The organism is Rubritepida flocculans DSM 14296, assembly GCF_000425365.1.
Taxonomy (GTDB): Bacteria; Pseudomonadota; Alphaproteobacteria; order Acetobacterales; family Acetobacteraceae; genus Roseococcus; species Roseococcus flocculans.
The window spans coordinates 20,580-37,239 of sequence record NZ_AUDH01000007.1 but is presented as its reverse complement, the minus strand read 5'-3'; the positions used below and the strand labels follow the sequence as shown (position 1 = coordinate 37,239).

Genomic DNA, 16,660 nt, shown 5'->3' with positions numbered 1-16,660 from the left:
GGCGGCGCGCCCCCCTTGGCGGCAAGGGCCGAAGCGCATGGCGGGCGGGGGGTGGCGCGATCAGCGCCCAAGCCGCGGGCAATCGGTGCGAAGATTGCTGGATTGTAAGGCAAATCCGAGGCATGGCCGGACTGGCGCGGGCCGATCCCCCCATGGCGCGCCGCCCGCGCTGGCCCGAGATAACGCCGCGTCGCATGGAGAGGAAAACGATGCAGATCGGCGTCTTCATCCCGATCAACAACAACGGCTGGCTGATCAGCGAGACGGCGCCGCAGTACATGCCCTCCTTCGCGCTGAACCGCGACATCACGCTGGCGGCCGAAAGGCACGGGCTCGACTTCGTGCTCTCGATGATCAAGCTGCACGGCTTCGGCGGGAAGACGCGGTTCTGGGACCATGGCCTCGAGAGCTTCACGCTCATGGCCGGGCTCGCCGCCGTCACCACGCGGATCAAGCTCTTCGCGAGTGTCGCGACGCTGACCATCCCGCCCGCCATCGCCGCGCGCATGGCGGTGACGATCGATTCCATCTCCAACGGGCGCTTCGGGCTGAACCTCGTCACCGGCTGGCAGAAGGCCGAGTACGACCAGATGGGGCTCTGGCCCGGCGAGAGCCATTTCCACCGGCGCTACGACATGCTCGCCGAATACGCCACCATCCTGCGCGAGCTGTGGGAGAGGGGCGAGAGCGACTTCAAGGGCGAGTTCTTCACGATGAACCGCTGCCAGCTCTCGCCCCGGCCCTCCGTGCCGATGAAGCTGATCTGCGCCGGCTCCTCCACCGAGGGGCTGCGCTTCACCGCACGCCACGCCGACTACAGCTTCACCCTGGGCAAGGGGATCAACCAGCCCCAGGCCTTCGCGCCCCTCGCCCAGCGCATGCAGGAGTTCGCGCGCGAGGCGGGGCGCGAGGTGCAGACCTTCGTGCTCTGCATGGTCATCGCCGCCGAGACGGACGAGGCGGCCTGGGCGCGCTGGGAGCACATCAAGTCCGGCGCGGATCAGGAGGCCATCGCCTGGATGCAGGCCCAGGCCGGGGCGGACAAGCGCCCGGGCGCGGACACCAATGTGCGCCAGCTCGCCGACGCGGCGAGTGCGGTGAACATCAACATGAGCACCTTCATCGGCAGCTACGCGACCGTGGCGCGGATGCTCGACGAGGTGGCCTCCGTGCCCGGCACGGGCGGCGTGCTGCTCACCTTCGACGATTTCCTGAAGGGCGTGGAGGATTTCGGCACGCGCATCCAGCCGCTGATGCGCTGCCGCCAGCGTGTGACGAAGGAAGCCGCCTGATGAGCGACGCCCCCGCCGGCTACGCGCCCGCCACCGCCGCGCGCGGCCCCTTCGTGCTGCCGGCGCGCCCCGAGCCGCTGCGCCTCGATCCGGCGCAGACGGCGCTGATCATCGTGGACATGCAGAACGCCTATGCGAGCGAGGGCGGCTACCTCGACCTTGCGGGCTTCGACATCTCCGGGGCGGCGGCCTGCATCGCGCGGATCAAGACCGCGGCCGAGGCCGCGCGCGCCGCGGGCATTCCCGTCATCTACTTCCAGAACGGCTGGGACCCCGACTACCGCGAGGCGGGCGGCCCCGGCTCGCCCAACTGGCACAAGTCCAACGCGCTCAAGACCATGCGCAAGCGGCCCGAGCTGCAGGGCAAGCTGCTCGCCAAGGGCGGCTGGGACTACGCGCTGGTGGAGGAGCTGGCGCCGCAGCCGGGCGACATCGTGGTGCCCAAGACGCGCTACTCCGGCTTCTTCAACACGAACATCGACAGCCTGCTGCGCGCGCGCGGCATCCGCAACATCGTCTTCACCGGGATCGCGACGAATGTCTGCGTGGAGAGCTCGCTGCGCGACGCCTTCCACCTCGAATATTTCGGCGTGGTGCTGGAGGACGCGACGCACGCCGCGGGCCCCGACTTCGCGCAGAAGGCCGCGATCTACAACATCGAGACCTTCTTCGGCTGGGTCTCGACCGTCGCCGATTTCTGCGGCGCGCTGAACCAGAGCGAGGAGAACGCCTGATGCCCTTCGTCCCCGTCATTCCGCCCGGCTCCGGCAAGCCGCTCGCGCCCTATTCGCCGGGCGCGGTCGCGCCCGCGGGGAACGAGGTCTCCGTGCTCTACGTCGCGGGCACCCTCTCCTTCGACAAGGAGAACAACGTCCTCTTCCCCGACGACGCGGCGGCGCAGACGCGCCAGGTGCTCGAGACCATCAGGTCGGTGGTGGAGACCGCGGGCGGCACCATGGCGGACATCGTGTTCAACCAGATCTTCGTCACGGACTGGAAGCACTACGCGCCGATGAACGCCGTCTATGCGGAGTTCTTCCCGGGCGACAAGCCGGCGCGCTACTGCATCCAGTGCGGGCTGGTGAAGCCTGGTGCGGTGGTCGAGATCGCCTCCATCGCGCACATCGGCCGCAGGTGAAGTTCACCGTCACGGGGCGCGAGGGCGGGGAGGCGGTGGTGCTCTCCGCCGGGCTCGGCGGGCTGGCCGGGTTCTGGGCGCCGCAGCTTCCCGCGCTCGAGCCGCGCTTCCGCGTCATCCACTACGACCATCGCGGGACGGGGGCGAACCGCGAGGCGCTGCCCGAGGGCTACGCCATCGCCCATATGGCGCGCGACGTGATCGAGGTGCTGGATGGGGCCGGCGTGGCGCGCGCCCATGTGCTGGGCCATGCGCTGGGCGGGCTCGTCGCGCTCGAGCTCGCGCGCATGGCGCCGGAGCGCGTGGGGCGCCTCGTGCTCGTCAATGCCTGGGCGAAGGCCGATCCGCACACGGAGCGCTGCTTCGACATCCGGCTCGGCATCCTCGCCGCGCAGGGGCCGGCGGCCTATGTGGCGGCCCAGCCGCTCTTTCTGCACAGCGCGGAATACGCCTCGGCGCACCACGCGAAGATCCTCGCCGAGATCGCCCATGGCACGGCGCATTTCCAGGGCGAGGACACGCTGAGGAAGCGCATCGCCGCGCTGCGCGCCTTCGACGCGCGCGGCTGGCTCGCGGGGATCGCGGCCCCCACCCTGGTGGCGGCGGCGAAGGATGACCTGCTGGTGCCCTGGACGGCGTCGCAGCGCCTGGCCGAGGCGCTGCCGAATGCGCGGCTCTGGCTCACCGACCATGGGGCGCACGCCTTCACGGTGGAGCGGCCCGAGCCCTTCAACAGCGAGCTGGCGGGCTTCCTGGCCGGGGATTGAGCGCCATCAAGGCGCGGCCCGCGGCGGCGTGGCAGGAAGGGCATGGCGACGGCTTCGGCGGGTGCGCCGGGGCCGCCGGCCCTGTCATTCCTGCCAGAGAGGTGTCCCGATGGATTGGAAATCCCTGCTCGCGCCTGGCCGGACCACCGCCGAGGGCGATCCCTTCGTCGCGCTGCGCCGCGAGATGGACCGGATGCTGGAGCAGTTCGGCCGCGGCTTCGGCCTGCCGGCCATGGCCACCACCAGCACGGGCTTCGTCAGCCCGCGCGTGAATGTGGCCGAGACGGAAAAGGGCCTCGAGATCAGCGCCGAGCTGCCCGGCTTCAAGCCGGAGGAGGTGAGCCTCGACCTGGAGGGCGATGTGCTGACCCTCAAGGCCGAGCGCCGACAGGAGCGCGAGGAGAAGGAGGAGGAGAAGCGCTACCACCTGATCGAGCGCATGAGCGGCAGCTATCTGCGCCGCTTCGCCCTGCCCTTCGCGCCGCAGAGCGACGCGGTGCAGGCCCGCTTCGACAACGGGGTGCTGCACGTCTTCCTGCCTCGCCCGCCCGAGGCGCCCAAGGGCGCGAGCCGCATCGCCATCCAGGCGGGAGGCTGATACGGCCGGCGGCTTCGCCGGACGTAACGCGCAGGCCGGGTTCCCACCACCCCACGCGGCAGGCCGCGTTGGGGCCCGGTGGGGCGGCGCGTGCCAAGACAAAGGCGTCCCAGCGGCGGCGCCGCCCTCTCACGGGTCAGAAACAGCGGCCGCTGGGATGAGGGGGCGGGCGGCTAGATCTCGCCGCCCGCATCCGGGTGGCGCAGATGCCACAGCCGCTCATGCGCCGCCACCAGCGTCTCGATGTTGCGCCGCCGATTGGCGTCCGGCGAGACGGTGCGGCGCGTGAGCATCATCTCGAGCACGCGCAGAAGCTGTTCGGCGACCTCGAAATCCCCCTGGTCGCAGGCCTGGTGGAAGGCGACCAGGATCTTGTCGGAGAGGCGGCGACCCTGGCGCGGCGGCCCGCCGCTGCGGGCGCTGTCCTCGGCGCCTTCGGGTCTCTGCTCCTCGTCCGACATTGCACACTCCTCGCGGCGAATCGGCCCGCACGGGCCATTCGCATGTGTTTTGTATGGGTTGTTCCGCCCGGCCGCGCCAGGGGGGGAGGTCAGCTTCGAGCGCGCGCGGCGCGAAGCTGGGCCTGGACCGCGGCCGCGATGGCCTCGGGCGGGGTTTCGGGGCGGAACAGCGCCCGCACCCGCGCATCGGGGCCGGTGAGGTAGATGAAGGCCGAGTGGTCCATGGTGTAGTCGCGCAGGTCGGGGTTGTTCACCCGCGCGTAATAGACGCGGTAGCGCCGCGCCACCTCCTGGATCTGCTCCGCCGTGCCGGTCAGGCCGATCAGGCGCGGATGGAAGAGGGTGACGTAGTTGGCGAGCTGCTCGGGCGTGTCGCGCTGCGGGTCAATGGTGATGAGCAGCGGCGTGACCTGCTCGCCCTCCGCGCCCAGGGCGTCGAGCGCGGCGGCGATGGTGCCGAGCTCGGTGGGGCAGACATCCGGGCAATAGGTGAAGCCGAAATAGACGAGCAGCCAGCGCCCGGCGAAATCCTGCTCGGTGACGGCGCGGCCCGTGTGGTCCGTCAGGCGGAAAGGCCCGCCGAGGGTGAGGCCGGGCGGAAGCTGCATGCCGCCGCCGGCGGAGGGCACGGCCTGCTGCTGGCCGAAGACGCCGACCAGAAGCCCGGCGAAGGATTCGCCCAGGGTTTCCTGCGGCGATTTGCGGACCCAGGCATAACCCCACAGCCCCGTGACGATGAGCAGAAGGGCGAGGGCGGAGAAGCGGATGACGCGCAGCATGGCCGCGGCATAGCCCGGCGCGCCGCGGCCGGCCAAGGGGCTGAGCCCCCGCCGCGGCGCGGGGCTGCCCTTCGCGCCAACCGCGCACAGGAGGAAGCGGTGCGCGGCCGCCCCGCCAACCCTGCGCGCGATCGGTCCGGCGCGGCTGCCGGCCCTGTCAGGGCAGGGCGAGCGCCCCCTGCGGCTGGGCGCTGGTGAAGGTGGCGTCGGCGAAGGCCTCCTCCCAGGTGCCCTCGGTCGAGGCCTTGGAGTATTCGGTCGCGCGGTTCTCGAAGAAGTTGGTGTGCTCGATGGCGTTGAGCATCTCGTCGAGCCAGGGCAGCGGGTTTTTCTCGACGTGATAGAGCGCCTCGAGGCCGAGCTGCGTCAGGCGGCGATCCGCGATGAAGCGGATGTACTGCTTCACATCGGCCGCGGTGAGGCCCTGCACGCCGCCGAGCTCGAAGGCGAGGTCGATGAAGGCGTCCTCGTGGTCCACGATGGTGGCGCAGATCAGGTAGAGGTCGCGCTTCAGCTCCTCCGTCCAGATTTCCGGATTCTCGGCGATGAAGGTGCGGAAGAGGCGGATCACGGAGAGGCAGTGCAGCGTCTCGTCGCGCACCGACCAGCTCACGATCTGCCCCATGCCCTTCATCTTGTTGAAGCGCGGGAAGTTCATGAGGATGGCGAAGGAGGCGAAGAGCTGCAGCCCCTCGGTGAAGGCGCCGAAGGCGGCCAGCGTCTTGGCGATCTCGGTCTTGTTCTCGACCGTGAAGGACTGCATGTAGTCGTACTTGTCCTTCATCTCCTTGTACTTTAGGAAGGCCTGGTACTCGATCTCGGGCATTCCGATGGTGTCGAGGAGATGGGAGTAGGCGGCGATGTGCACCGTCTCGATGTTCGAGAAGGCGCTGAGCATCATCAGCACTTCCGTCGGCTTGAACACCTGGGAATAGTGCTTCATGTAGCAGTTGTTCACCTCGACATCCGCCTGGGTGAAGAAGCGGAAGATCTGGGTGAGCAGGTTGCGCTCGGCGGCGGTGAGGTTCTTCTGCCAGTCCTTCACGTCATCGGCGAGCGGCACTTCCTCGGGCAGCCAGTGGATGCGCTGCTGCTGCAGCCAGGCCTCATAGGCCCAGGGGTAGCGGAAGGGCTTGTAGACCGGGTTCGACGTCAGCAGGTCGAACTTGACGGGCAGTTCGTCGGTGGTGATTCCGTCGGGCATCTGTCTCTCGCTCTTAGTTGTTGATGCGAGGGGCCTTGCCCCTCGCGCACCCCGTCAGGGGCGCCGCCCCTGAAACCCCGCCAGGAAACTTAGTTTCCTGGACCTTCGATCCGGCTGTTCAGACGTTAGCGTTCAAAGCTCTGATATTCTGGTGTCTGGTATAAATGCCAACTCAGAAGAGACTTAAGGTGACTCTTGAGGTCTTGATAGGCGCACCATTCTTCGTCTGTTAGATCAAGATTTTTATCTCTGATTCTAAGATGAGAAGTAAGTCCATCAATCATGGATCGAAGAACAACAATGCAAGTGTAATGATAATTCATCATCCGAATGGATCCTTTCATGAATATGAACCAATCGGACGAAGGTGCAGGAAACTGAGTTTCCTGTCGGGGTCCAGGGGCAGCGCCCCTGGATGGGGAGTGTGAGGGGCGAAGCCTCTCACTGGCACGCCAGGCACTCCTCATAGTTGGTCGTGCTCGCCGGCGCCGCCGCCTTCGGCGCGTCCTCCACCGCGATGGCGATGGCCTTCTCGCTCACCGTATCCGCCCGCTGGATGGAGAGGGAGCGGCAGTAATAGAGGCTCTTCACCCCCTTCTTCCACGCCAGCATGTGGATCTGGTGCAGATCCCTCTTGTGGACATTGGCCGGCAGGAAGATGTTGAGCGACTGCGCCTGGCAGATATAGGGCGTGCGGTCCGCCGCGTGTTCGATCACCCAGCGCTGGTCGAGCTCGAAGGCCGTCTTGAATACGTCCTTCTCGTCCTGGCTCAGGAAATCGAGGTGCTGCACCGAGCCCTTGTTGACCGTGATCGAGGTCCAGGTGTCGGCGTCGTCGCGCCCGTGCTTCGCCAGCACCGCCTTCAGATAGGGGTTGCGGACGATGTAGCTGCCCGAGAGCGTCTTGTGATTATAGACATTGGCCGCGATCGGCTCGATGCCCGGCGAGGCCCCGCCGCAGATGATGGAGATGGAGGCGGTGGGCGCGATCGCCATCTTGTTCGAGAAGCGCTCCATGAAGCCGTATTCGGCGGCGTCCGGGCAGGGGCCGCGCTCCTCGGCCAGCAGGCGCGAGGCCGCATCCGCCTGCTCGCGGATGTGCTTGAACATCCGCTTGTTCCAAACCTTCGCCATCACGCTCTCGAAGGGCACCCCCTTCTGCTGCAGGAAGGAGTGGAAGCCCATCACGCCGAGGCCGACGCTGCGCTCGCGCATCGCCGAATAGCGCGCCTTGGCCATGGTGTCGGGCGCGGTGTCGATGAAGTTCTGCAGGACGTTGTCGAGGAAGCGCATCACGTCCGTGATGAACAGCGGGTCCTTGTGCCACTCGTCCCAGGTCTCGAGGTTGAGGGAGGAGAGGCAGCACACCGCCGTGCGCTGCTGCCCGTGATGGTCCATGCCCGTGGGCAGGGTGATCTCGGAGCAGAGGTTGGAGGTCTTCACCTCCAGCCCCGCCAGCTTGTGGTGCTCCGGCCGGGCGCGGTTCACATGGTCGGAAAAGACGATGTAGGGCTCGCCCGTCTCGATCCGCGCGGTGAGGATGCGAATCCAGAGGCTGCGGGCGGAGACGGTCTTGACGATGGAATGGTCCTTGGGGCTGGTCAGCGCCCAGGCCTCATCGGCCTCCACCGCGCGCATGAAGGCGTCGCTGACCAGGACGCCATGGTGCAGGTTCAGCGCCTTGCGGTTCGGATCGCCGCCGGTGGGGCGGCGGATTTCGATGAACTCCTCGATCTCCGGGTGGTGCACCGGCAGATAGACCGCCGCCGAGCCGCGCCGCAGCGAGCCCTGGGAGATGGCGAGGGTGAGGCTGTCCATCACCCGGATGAAGGGCACGATGCCCGAGGTCTTGCCGTTCTGCCCCACCTTCTCGCCGAGCGAGCGCAGATTGCCCCAGTAGGAGCCGATGCCCCCGCCCTTGGAGGCGAGCCAGACATTCTCGTTCCAGAGGCCGACGATGGATTCGAGGCTGTCGTTCGCTTCGTTCAGGAAGCAGGAAATCGGCAGCCCCCGCGTCGTCCCCCCATTGGACAGCACGGGCGTCGCCGGCATGAACCAGAGCTTCGAGATGTAGTCGTAGAGGCGCTGGGCATGCGCCGGATCGTCGCCATAGGCCGAGGCGACGCGGGCGAAGAGATCCTGATAGGACTCGCCCGGCATGAGATAGCGGTCATCCAGCGTCGCGCGCCCGAAATCGGTCAGCAGCGCGTCGCGCGAACGGTCCACCTGGACCTGGTGATGCCCCTGCAACTGAACGGCGTCGAACACGATCCGATCCCCCTCCGATCCCCCGGTCGGGGATGATGCCTCAGGCCTCGCCGCCCTTCAACCACATCTAGCGGTCGGGGGCGGCGCCCTCCACCAGATGAAGTGGTCTGGCGACTCGGGGCGCGCCGCGGAAATCCGCCATCCGCTGCGCCCGCGCCCCGCTGCAGATGCCCCCGCGCCACGCTGAGACAAGCGCCCGCTGTGACATGCCAGCCACAATCCCGCCGCGCGAGGGCCGCGGGCGCGCCATCCCCATGATCCCCGCAATCCACAGGGACCCGGGGGGGCGCGGTGGGGCCGAGAAGGGGAGGGCCGGGCGTTACCGCCCGTCGCGCCAATGCGCGGGGGGCTCGAATCCGCCGGTCCAGAGGCCGCGCTGGGCGTGCCGCGCCTCGGCCTCGGCGGCGGCGAGGGCGGGGTGGGCCGCCGCATCGGCCAGCGCCCAGCCGGCCGAGACCAGAGCGCGGTTCAGCTCCACCTCGCCCGAGCGGCAGACGCCCAGCGCCCGGCCGAATCGGTCCCGCCCCTGCAGCCGGCACTCGACGCCGCGATCGGCCACGAGCCGCGCCAGCGCGGCGGCGGCGGCGGTGCCGCAGTCGTAGAGGCGGCCCTGGCGGTCGGTGCAGTGCTGGCCGCGCTCCGGCGCGTCCACGCCATAGAGGCGCAGCGTGCGGTCCCCGAGGCGCAGCGTGTCGCCGTCCACCACGCGCAGCTCGGCGGCGGAGGCGCGCCATTCCTGGTGGCGGGGCGCGGAGCCCATCAGCTCCGAGGGCAGGCCGAGGGCGATCACCAGCGCCCCCGCGCCGGCGGCGGCGCCCACCACGGCCGTCCGCCCCCAGCGGCGGGGGGCGGGCGCGGAACGGAAGAGGCGACGTCGGCGCATGAGAGGTTCGTTAACCCGTCCTCCGGGGCGCTGGCAACCCCGTGTTACGCCGTATTACGAAGCCTCGGCCTCCGCCGCCTTCCAGAAACGGGGGCTGCGGCGCAGCTCCTCCCAGGCGGCGATGGCGGCCAGACGGCTGCCTTCGGCCCGGCCGGCGGCGAATCCGGTCACGGCGCCGATGGCGAATTCCCCGGCCCCCCGCCCGGCGAGCCGCGCCGCGAGGCCGCGCGCCACCGCCGCGTCATTGGCGAGCCCCAGCGCATCCTGCAGCGCCGCGAGTCGGCGGTTGAAGCGCCGCGCCGCCTTGCCCGGCCAGAGCGCGGCGAAGGGCTCGGCCGCATAGCGCAGCCGCTTGGCGTCGAGGCGCATCTCGTGCAGCGCCTCGGGGCCCAGCGCCTCCACCTGCTTCCCCGCCTTCTTCAGCCGCTTCCAGCGGCGGCGCAGCACCTCGGCGGCGAAGGGGAGGAGCGGCTGGGCCGGCGCATCCGCGGGGCGCAGCAGCAGCAGCGCAAGGCCGAGCCACAGGGCGTGGCGGAACTCCGGCCCTTCCAGCATCGCCGCCACCGCCGCGTAGGCCGCGGCGCGCTCGCGCCCGGCGGCGCCGACCAGCCGCCGCAGCCGCGCATCCCCGCCCAGCGCCTCCAGGGCGCCGGCGGCGATTCCCTCCAGGAACACGTCCCAGTCACGCGCCGGGCCGAGCGTCGCGGCCAGCCCTTTCAGCGCCGCGTCGAAGGCGCGCCAGTCGGGCCCGTCCACCGCGGGGCGGAAGATCCGCAGCAGGGAGCGCATGCGGCGCAGCGCCACCCGGCTCTGGTGCACGCCGCGCGGCCCGGCCTCGAGCCGGCAGAGCGCGCTCTCGGCGAGCAGCACCTCCAGCAGATGGCCGAGCGCGGCGCGCAGCGCCCCCTCCACCGTCTCCGCGCCCGCCAGAGTCGGCGGGCCCGACCGGCGCGGGCGCGGCGCCCGCCCCTCGGCCAGCGCCAGCGCCTCCTCGGCCAGCCCGACCCGGGCGGGCAGCAGCGGCAGGCTGCGCGCCAGATCGGCGCAGAGGGCGAGCAGCCCCGCCGCCTCGCCCTCGGCCAGCAGCCGGGTGGCGCGCTGGCTGCGGCCCTCGGGTGTCACGATCCGCCCCTCGATCCAGTCGAGCCCCGGGGCGAGGGCGGCGCGCCGGCCGCTGAAGCGGGCGATCTCCAGCGCTTCGGCGGGCGGCGGGCCGGGCGCCTCCCAGGGCAGGGCGCCGGGCAGGGCGGGCCAGTCGGGCGGCGGCAGGGGCTCGATCCGCCGGGCGAGCCGGCCCTGGCGCTCCCACAGCCCGCCCTCGGGGTCGCGCAGCCACACCCGCGTTTCGCGCCGCCATGCGGGCGAGTCGGAAAGGGCGGGGTGGCGCGGCCGCCGCCCGGGGCAGGAGAGCTCGAGCCGGATCATGCTCAGGCGGTGAGTTCGGGCAGATCCCGGGGAGCGAGGAAGCGCACCAGGCGCCCGCCGCCCTCGGCGAGATCCTGCCAGCGCGAGGCGATGGTGAACTCGGCCAGCGCCCCGGTGGGGTAGCCCTCGGCCAGGCGCTGCGCCGCCGCGCTGCCCAGCGCCGCCCCCGCCGGCCCCATCAGCGCCAGCCCGAGATCGTGCAGCCCGGGATTGTGCCCGATGAGCAGCACCGAGCGCGCCGTCTCGGGGATGCGGCGCAGCGCGCCCATCAGCACGGGCCAGGGGGCGAGGTAGAGCTCGTCCATCACCTCGACGATGGGGCTGCCCTCCAGCGGCTGCAGCGCCTCCAGCGTCTGCAGCGTGCGCCGGGCGGAGGAGACGAGCACCACATCGGGCGCGAGGCCGAGCTCGCGCATCTGCGCCGCCATGGCGTCGGCCGCCCGCCGCCCGCGCGCGTTCAGCGGCCGGGCGTGGTCGGTGAGCCGCGCATCGTCCCAGGAGGACTTGGCGTGGCGGAGCAGCAGAAGCTGGCGCATCGCGGCCCCGATCATGCCACGGCGCGCGCCCCGCTTCCTATCCCCGCCCGCGCGCCCTTGACGCGGGGCCCCGCGTCGCCAGACCAGGGGGCATGGCTGCCTCCCTCCTCCCGCCGCCCCGCCGGGCCCTGCTCGCGCTCGCCGCCGCCCGGCCGCTGCCCGCCCTGGCCGATCGCCCGCGCGACTACCGCTGGCGCGTGATGCGCGCGGGCATGGCCATCGGCACCCATGACGTCACTTTCACCCAGCAGGGGGCGCGGCGCACCGCCGTCTCGGAGGTGATGGTGGCCCCGCGCGTGCTCGGCGTCGTCGTCTATCGCTTCGAGCACCGCTACACGGAGGTGACGGAGGGCGGGCGCTTCGTCTCCGTCGTCTCGCGCCTCAACCGCAACGGGCGCGTGGTGGAGGTGAGCGCCGAGGCCCTGCCCGGCGGGGTGCGCGTGCGCGGCCCGGAGGGCGAGCTGCGCCTGCCGCCCGAGGCCGCGCCCCTCTCCTGGTGGGAGCCGCAGCGCTTCGGCGGCGCCGTGCCCGTCTTCGGCACCAGCACGGGCCGGCCCATGGAGCTTTCCTGGACCCGCGAGGCGCGGCCGGGCGGGGGGCTGCGCTGGCGCTGCGCGGGCGAGATCGAGGCGGTGCTGGACTACGACGCCGCCGGCCGCTGGGTGGGCTACAGCGTCAAGGGCGACGACGGCAGCACCGTCAGCTACGAGCCGGCCTGACGCGCATGGCCGGCGCGCTGCGCGTGGTGCTGGGCGACCAGCTCAGCCCGAGCCTCTCCGCCCTCGAGGATCTCGACCCGGCGCGCGACGTGGTGCTGCTGATGGAGGTGGAGGGCGAATGCACCTACGCCCGCCACCACCCGCAGAAGATCGCCCTCGTGCTCTCCGCCATGCGGCATTTCTCGCGCGCGCTCGCCGCCCGCGGGGTGCGGGTGGATCACGTGCGGCTCGAGGATCCCGCCAACACGCACGGCTTCTCGGGCGAGGTGGCGCGCGCCATCGCCCGCCACCGCCCGGCGCGGCTCGTCTGCACCCATCCGGGCGAGTGGCGGGTGCTGGAGGAGATGCGCGGCTGGGAGGCGGCGCTCGGCCTGCCCGTGGAGATCCGCGAGGACGGACGCTTCCTGGCGAGCCTTGCCTTCTTCCGCCGCTGGGCGGGGGCGAAGACGCAGCTCCGCATGGAGTTCTTCTACCGCGAGATGCGCCGCGCCACCGGCTACCTGATGGAGGGCGGCGCGCCCGTCGGCGGCGCCTGGAACTTCGACGCCGAGAACCGCAAGCCCCTGCCCAGGGGCCTCGTCCCGCCCCCCGCGCCGCGCTTCCCGCCCGATGAGATCACGCGCGAGGTGTTGGACATGGTCGCCCGCCGCTTCGGAGGCCACTTCGGCGCGCTGGAGGGGTTCAACTGGCCCGTCACCGGCCAGCAGGCCCGCGCCGCGCTCGCCGCCTTCATCGCCGAGCGCCTGCCCCGCTTCGGCGATTTCCAGGACGCCATGGCGGAAGGCGAGGCGACGCTGTTCCACTCCCTGCTCTCCACCAGCCTCAACCTCGGGCTGCTGCTGCCGCGCGAGGCCTGCGACGCCGCCGAGGCCGCCTGGCGCGCGGGGCGGGCGCCGCTCAACGCCGTGGAGGGCTTCATCCGCCAGATCCTGGGCTGGCGCGAATATGTGCGCGGCCTCTACTGGCTGAAGATGCCCCGCTATCGCGCGCTCAACGCGCTCGAGGCGCATCGCGCCCTGCCCGAGTTCTACTGGACGGGCGAGAGCGGCATGCGCTGCGTGGATTCCGTGGTGCGCCAGACGCGCGACCTCGCCTACGCCCATCACATCCAGCGCCTGATGGTGACGGGCAATTTCGCGCTGCTCGCCGGCATCCACCCCGATGCGGTGAACGACTGGTATCTCAGCGTCTATGCCGACGCCTTCGAGTGGGTGGAGCTGCCCAACACCCATGGCATGGCGATCCATGCCGATGGCGGGATCATGGCCTCCAAGCCCTATGCGGCCTCGGGCGCCTACATCGCGCGGATGAGCGACCATTGCGCGCGCTGCCGCTTCGACGTGAAGCGCAGCGCGGGCGAGGGCGCCTGCCCCTTCAACTTCCTCTACTGGGACTTCATCGCCCGCCACGCGGAGCGCTTCGCGGCCAACCCGCGCATGGCCATGCCGCTCGCCACGCTCAGGAAGATGGACCCCGCGAAGCTCGCGGCCATGCGGGCCGAGGCGCGCGCCTTCCTCGACCGGCACGCCCCGCTGCCGCCGGGATGATGCGTCCGGCGGTCACGCCGGACGCATCGCGCACGCCGGGTTGGCGGGCGGCGGCGTGCCAAAACAAGGGCATAGCAGCGGTCGCGCCGCGTTCTCGGGAGTCGAGGCATGCGGCCGCCGGTATGCGGCTTGCGGCGCGCGGCGAAGCGCGCCTTGCTGGCGCGCCACGCAGGGAGAATCGCCGCATGACCCGGAGCCTGGAATGGATGCGCCTCACCGCCGCCGAGGTGCAGGCCGAAGCCGCGGCCGATGCGCTGCTGATCGTGCCCGTCGCCTCGCTGGAGCAGCACGGGCCGCATCTGTGCACCGGCACCGACATCCTGCTCGCCGGCGCCGTGGCGCTGGAGACGGCGCGGCGCCTCGCCGCCATGGGCGAGCGCGCGCTGGTCAGCCCCGTGGTCTGGACCGGGCTCGCCGAGCACCACATGGCCTTCGGCGGCACGGTGACGCTGGACAACGCCGCCTTCCAGGCCGTGCTGCGCGGCGTGGTGGGCAGCGCGGCCCGGCACGGCTTCCGCCGCGTGATGCTGCTCAACGGCCATGGCGGCAATGCGGAGGCCATCGGCGTGGCGGCCACCGAGCTCTCTGTCGCGCTCGGCATCCGCGTCGCGGGCGGCACCTACTGGCACATGGCGCCGGAGGCGATCTCGCCGCTGCTGGAACGCCAGGCGGGGCTGATGCACGCCTGCGAGGCCGAGACCTCGATGGTCTGGCACCTGATGGCCGAGGGCGTGCGGCCCGAGCGGCTGGAGGAGGCGCATGGCCCGGGCTCGACCCGCGTGCCGGGCCAGCCGCCCGGGCTTCTCATGCGCCGCAGCTTCCGCGAGCTCAGCCCGAGCGGCGTGATCGGCGATGCGCGGACGGCGAGCCCCGCGAAGGGCGAGGCGATCCTCGCCGCCGTGGCGCAGAGATGCGCCGAGCTGCTCGCCAACCCCGCGCTGTGGCGGTGAAGGGGGCGGTCAGGCCGTGGCGAGCAGCGCCACGCCCCCGATGATGAGCAGGATGGCCGCGATCTTCTGCGCCCCCAGCGGCTCGGCGAAGAACCACCAGCCGATCAGGGCGATGACCGCGTAGCTCGCCGCTGTGCAGGGCAGCGCGACGCTCATCGGGATCTTGCGCAGCGCCATGATGTAGAGCAGCGCGCCCGCGCCGTAGAAGCCGATGCCGAGCACCGTCTGCCAGCGCAGGAACTGCTCGATCACGCCCTGGGCGGTGCCGCCCTCGGCCCCCGCCTTGAGCAGCACCTGCCCGACCAGCGAGGAGGCGATGGCGGCGATCAGCGCGCCCCAGTGGAAGCTCATCGCGCGGGGCTCACTCGGCCGGTTCCACCCGCTCGCGCCGGGGGCGCAGCACCTCGCGCACCACGCCCTGGGGCTTGCCGTTCGCCATCAGGAAGGCGCGGCCGACATATTCGCCCAGCACGCCCAGGATCATGAACTGCACGCCGGCGATGAGCAGCATCAGCGTCATCGTCGAGGCCCAGCCGGAGGGCGTCTCGAAGAAGATCGCCTCGATGATGACGACGAGCGCCATGAGGAAGCCGAGCGCCCCCATGGCCGCGCCGGCGAACACCGCCAGCCGCAGCGGCAGCACCGAGAAGTTGGTGGCGAGGTTCAGCCACAGCCGCACCAGCCGGCGGAGATTGTAGTTGGACCGCCCCTCGGCGCGCGCGTAATGCGCCACCTCGATGACGGAGATGCGCTGCGTCACCTGCATGATCAGCCCGTCGATGTAGGGGTAGGGGCCGGTGTACTTCGTCACCTCGCGCACGACGAGGGCGCTCATGCAGCGGAAGGAAGAGAGGTAGAGGCCTTTGGGCTTGTCCAGCAGCGCGTCCGCGACCCGGTTGGCGAAGCGGCTGCCCAGGTTGCGCCAGCCCTCGTGCTCCTTCTTGGCGTAGCGCGTGTACACCACGTCCCAGCCGCCCAGCCGGGCGTGGTCGTAGAGGCGCACCACCTCCTCGGGCGGGTTCTGCAGGTCGTCGTCCATGTTGATGACATAGGCGCCGCGCGCGTGGCGGAAGCCGGTCATCACCGCGTTGTGCTCGCCGAAATTGCGCGCGTGCTCGATGTAGGTGAGCGGCACCGTGGCGGTCTCGGCGAGGCGGCGGCACACATCGCCCGAATCGTCGGGGCTGCCGTCGTTCACCAGGATGATCTCGAGCCCCCCGGCCGGGCGGAGCTGGGAGAGCGCCTCCACCAGCCGGCCGATGGTGCTCGCCCCGCGATAGACGGGGATGACGATGGAAAGTCCCACGGGGTGTGTCGTGTCGCTCATGGCGTGGTTCCGGGACGGCGGGCGGTGGCGAGGACGGAACCGCCCAGGGGGAAGGAGAGGCCCGCGCGCATCAGCGCGGCCTCGGCGCGGCAGGCGGCGAAGAGCCCGGCGTCCAGCCAGGGCGGGAAGGGCTGCACGTCCGAGGCCGCGCCCTCGTCGCGCTTGAGCAGCTTGCGCTGCACGAACATCAGCGGCAGCAGCAGGCTGTTCCAGTGGCGCGGGCGCGCGTCCTCGAAGCCGGCGGCGGCGAGTTTCCGCGCCACCTCCGCCCGTTCGTAGCGGCGCGCGGTGTGCACCCGCACGTCATGGGCCGAGCGCAGCCACTCGTGCGCGGGCAGGTTCAGCACCAGCGCCCCGCCCGGCTTCAGCACGCGGCGGAACTCGGCGAGCGCCGCGCCCTCCTCGACCGCCTGATGGCAGAGCACGTCGAGGCTCACCACCGCGTCGAAGGCGGCGTCGGGGAAGGGCAGGGCGTTGACCGTGCCGGCCGTGACGGCGGCCCGAGCCTTGTCGGCCGCGCGGCGGGCGGCCTGCGGTTCGTAGTCGAGCCCATAGAGGCGCGCGCGCGGCATCCGCGCCCGCAGCCGGGCGAGGAAGCCGCCCGTGCCGCAGCCCGCATCCAGCACCGCCGCCTCCGCCGGCAGTGGCGCGAGCGCCTCCAGCGCATGCCGGTGCAGGCTGCGATACCACCACATGCGGTCCTCGACCGCGTCCATCAGGGCGTATTCGTGCGGGTCCACGGCGCCCCTTTTCGGCGCGGAGCATG

Annotated in this window: 18 protein-coding genes; 8 read left to right on the top strand and 10 right to left on the bottom strand. The window is 71.2% G+C overall.

Annotation, left to right across the window (positions count from 1 at the left end):
- The first annotated feature begins 209 nt into the window (after positions 1 to 209).
- The 5 genes from rutA to H596_RS20830 all read left to right on the top strand — a co-directional run bounded on the left by rutA (position 210) and on the right by H596_RS20830 (position 3,795).
- The gene (rutA, locus tag H596_RS0108695) at positions 210 to 1,292 is read left to right on the top strand and encodes a pyrimidine utilization protein A (RefSeq protein ID WP_027284551.1); all 1,083 of its coding nucleotides are present in this window, start codon (positions 210 to 212) and stop codon (positions 1,290 to 1,292) included.
- Complete coding sequence (gene rutB / locus H596_RS0108690; protein ID WP_027284550.1) at positions 1,292 to 2,026, top strand: pyrimidine utilization protein B; 735 nt, start codon at positions 1,292 to 1,294, stop codon at positions 2,024 to 2,026. Before rutA ends, rutB begins: the two co-directional genes overlap by 1 nt.
- Positions 2,026 to 2,430, top strand: a complete 405-nt coding sequence (gene rutC / locus H596_RS0108685; RefSeq protein ID WP_027284549.1) for a pyrimidine utilization protein C — start codon at positions 2,026 to 2,028, stop codon at positions 2,428 to 2,430. The genes rutB and rutC overlap by 1 nt, the downstream gene beginning before the upstream one ends.
- Entirely contained in the window at positions 2,427 to 3,197 is a 771-nt protein-coding gene (gene rutD, locus H596_RS0108680; RefSeq protein ID WP_027284548.1) for a pyrimidine utilization protein D, read from the top strand. The genes rutC and rutD overlap by 4 nt, the downstream gene beginning before the upstream one ends.
- A gap of 109 nt (positions 3,198 to 3,306) precedes the next feature.
- The gene (locus H596_RS20830) at positions 3,307 to 3,795 is read left to right on the top strand and encodes an Hsp20/alpha crystallin family protein (RefSeq protein WP_051212679.1); all 489 of its coding nucleotides are present in this window, start codon (positions 3,307 to 3,309) and stop codon (positions 3,793 to 3,795) included.
- A gap of 173 nt (positions 3,796 to 3,968) precedes the next feature.
- Here H596_RS20830 and H596_RS0108670 read toward each other — a convergent pair whose 3' ends face one another.
- From H596_RS0108670 to H596_RS0108640, 7 genes are all read right to left on the bottom strand, one after another.
- A complete protein-coding gene (locus H596_RS0108670) occupies positions 3,969 to 4,256 on the bottom strand; it encodes a hypothetical protein (RefSeq protein WP_027284547.1) in 288 nt (95 codons plus the stop codon).
- An 89-nt stretch (positions 4,257 to 4,345) separates the two neighbouring features.
- Complete coding sequence (locus H596_RS0108665) at positions 4,346 to 5,035, bottom strand: SCO family protein (protein ID WP_027284546.1); 690 nt, start codon at positions 5,033 to 5,035, stop codon at positions 4,346 to 4,348.
- Between the two features lie 157 nt (positions 5,036 to 5,192).
- Positions 5,193 to 6,239 carry a ribonucleotide-diphosphate reductase subunit beta gene (locus H596_RS0108660; protein WP_027284545.1) on the bottom strand — a complete coding sequence of 349 codons (1,047 nt, stop codon included), beginning with the start codon at positions 6,237 to 6,239 and terminating at the stop codon, positions 5,193 to 5,195.
- Positions 6,240 to 6,680: 441 nt separating this feature from the next.
- A complete protein-coding gene (locus H596_RS0108655) occupies positions 6,681 to 8,507 on the bottom strand; it encodes a ribonucleoside-diphosphate reductase subunit alpha (RefSeq protein WP_027284544.1) in 1,827 nt (608 codons plus the stop codon).
- Between the two features lie 319 nt (positions 8,508 to 8,826).
- Entirely contained in the window at positions 8,827 to 9,390 is a 564-nt protein-coding gene (locus tag H596_RS20825; RefSeq protein ID WP_084602644.1) for a thermonuclease family protein, read from the bottom strand.
- A 54-nt stretch (positions 9,391 to 9,444) separates the two neighbouring features.
- Complete coding sequence (locus H596_RS22865) at positions 9,445 to 10,815, bottom strand: CYTH and CHAD domain-containing protein (RefSeq protein WP_051212675.1); 1,371 nt, start codon at positions 10,813 to 10,815, stop codon at positions 9,445 to 9,447.
- 2 nt (positions 10,816 to 10,817) lie between these two features.
- Positions 10,818 to 11,366: a SixA phosphatase family protein gene (locus H596_RS0108640; RefSeq protein WP_245583975.1), complete on the bottom strand. Its 549-nt coding sequence runs from the start codon at positions 11,364 to 11,366 to the stop codon at positions 10,818 to 10,820.
- Positions 11,367 to 11,443: 77 nt separating this feature from the next.
- On the opposite strand from H596_RS0108640, the gene H596_RS0108635 reads away from it, so the two are divergent.
- From H596_RS0108635 to H596_RS20815, 3 genes are all read left to right on the top strand, one after another.
- Complete coding sequence (locus H596_RS0108635; RefSeq protein ID WP_027284542.1) at positions 11,444 to 12,070, top strand: DUF6134 family protein; 627 nt, start codon at positions 11,444 to 11,446, stop codon at positions 12,068 to 12,070.
- A gap of 5 nt (positions 12,071 to 12,075) precedes the next feature.
- On the top strand, positions 12,076 to 13,617 hold the full coding sequence (locus tag H596_RS0108630; protein WP_027284541.1) for a cryptochrome/photolyase family protein: 1,542 nt from the start codon (positions 12,076 to 12,078) through the stop codon (positions 13,615 to 13,617).
- Between the two features lie 185 nt (positions 13,618 to 13,802).
- Positions 13,803 to 14,567, top strand: a complete 765-nt coding sequence (locus H596_RS20815; protein ID WP_037300663.1) for a creatininase family protein — start codon at positions 13,803 to 13,805, stop codon at positions 14,565 to 14,567.
- Positions 14,568 to 14,576: 9 nt separating this feature from the next.
- On the opposite strand, the gene H596_RS0108620 is transcribed toward H596_RS20815, so the two are convergent.
- From H596_RS0108620 to H596_RS0108610, 3 genes are read right to left on the bottom strand one after another with little or no spacing between them, the layout of a single operon-like run.
- Positions 14,577 to 14,918 (bottom strand): DMT family transporter, encoded by a 342-nt coding sequence (locus H596_RS0108620; protein WP_027284540.1) that lies wholly within the window; start codon positions 14,916 to 14,918, stop codon positions 14,577 to 14,579.
- A 10-nt stretch (positions 14,919 to 14,928) separates the two neighbouring features.
- On the bottom strand, positions 14,929 to 15,894 hold the full coding sequence (locus H596_RS0108615) for a glycosyltransferase family 2 protein (RefSeq protein ID WP_027284539.1): 966 nt from the start codon (positions 15,892 to 15,894) through the stop codon (positions 14,929 to 14,931).
- Positions 15,891 to 16,634 carry a class I SAM-dependent methyltransferase gene (locus H596_RS0108610; RefSeq protein ID WP_027284538.1) on the bottom strand — a complete coding sequence of 248 codons (744 nt, stop codon included), beginning with the start codon at positions 16,632 to 16,634 and terminating at the stop codon, positions 15,891 to 15,893. Before H596_RS0108610 ends, H596_RS0108615 begins: the two co-directional genes overlap by 4 nt.
- Positions 16,635 to 16,660 lie beyond the last annotated feature (26 nt).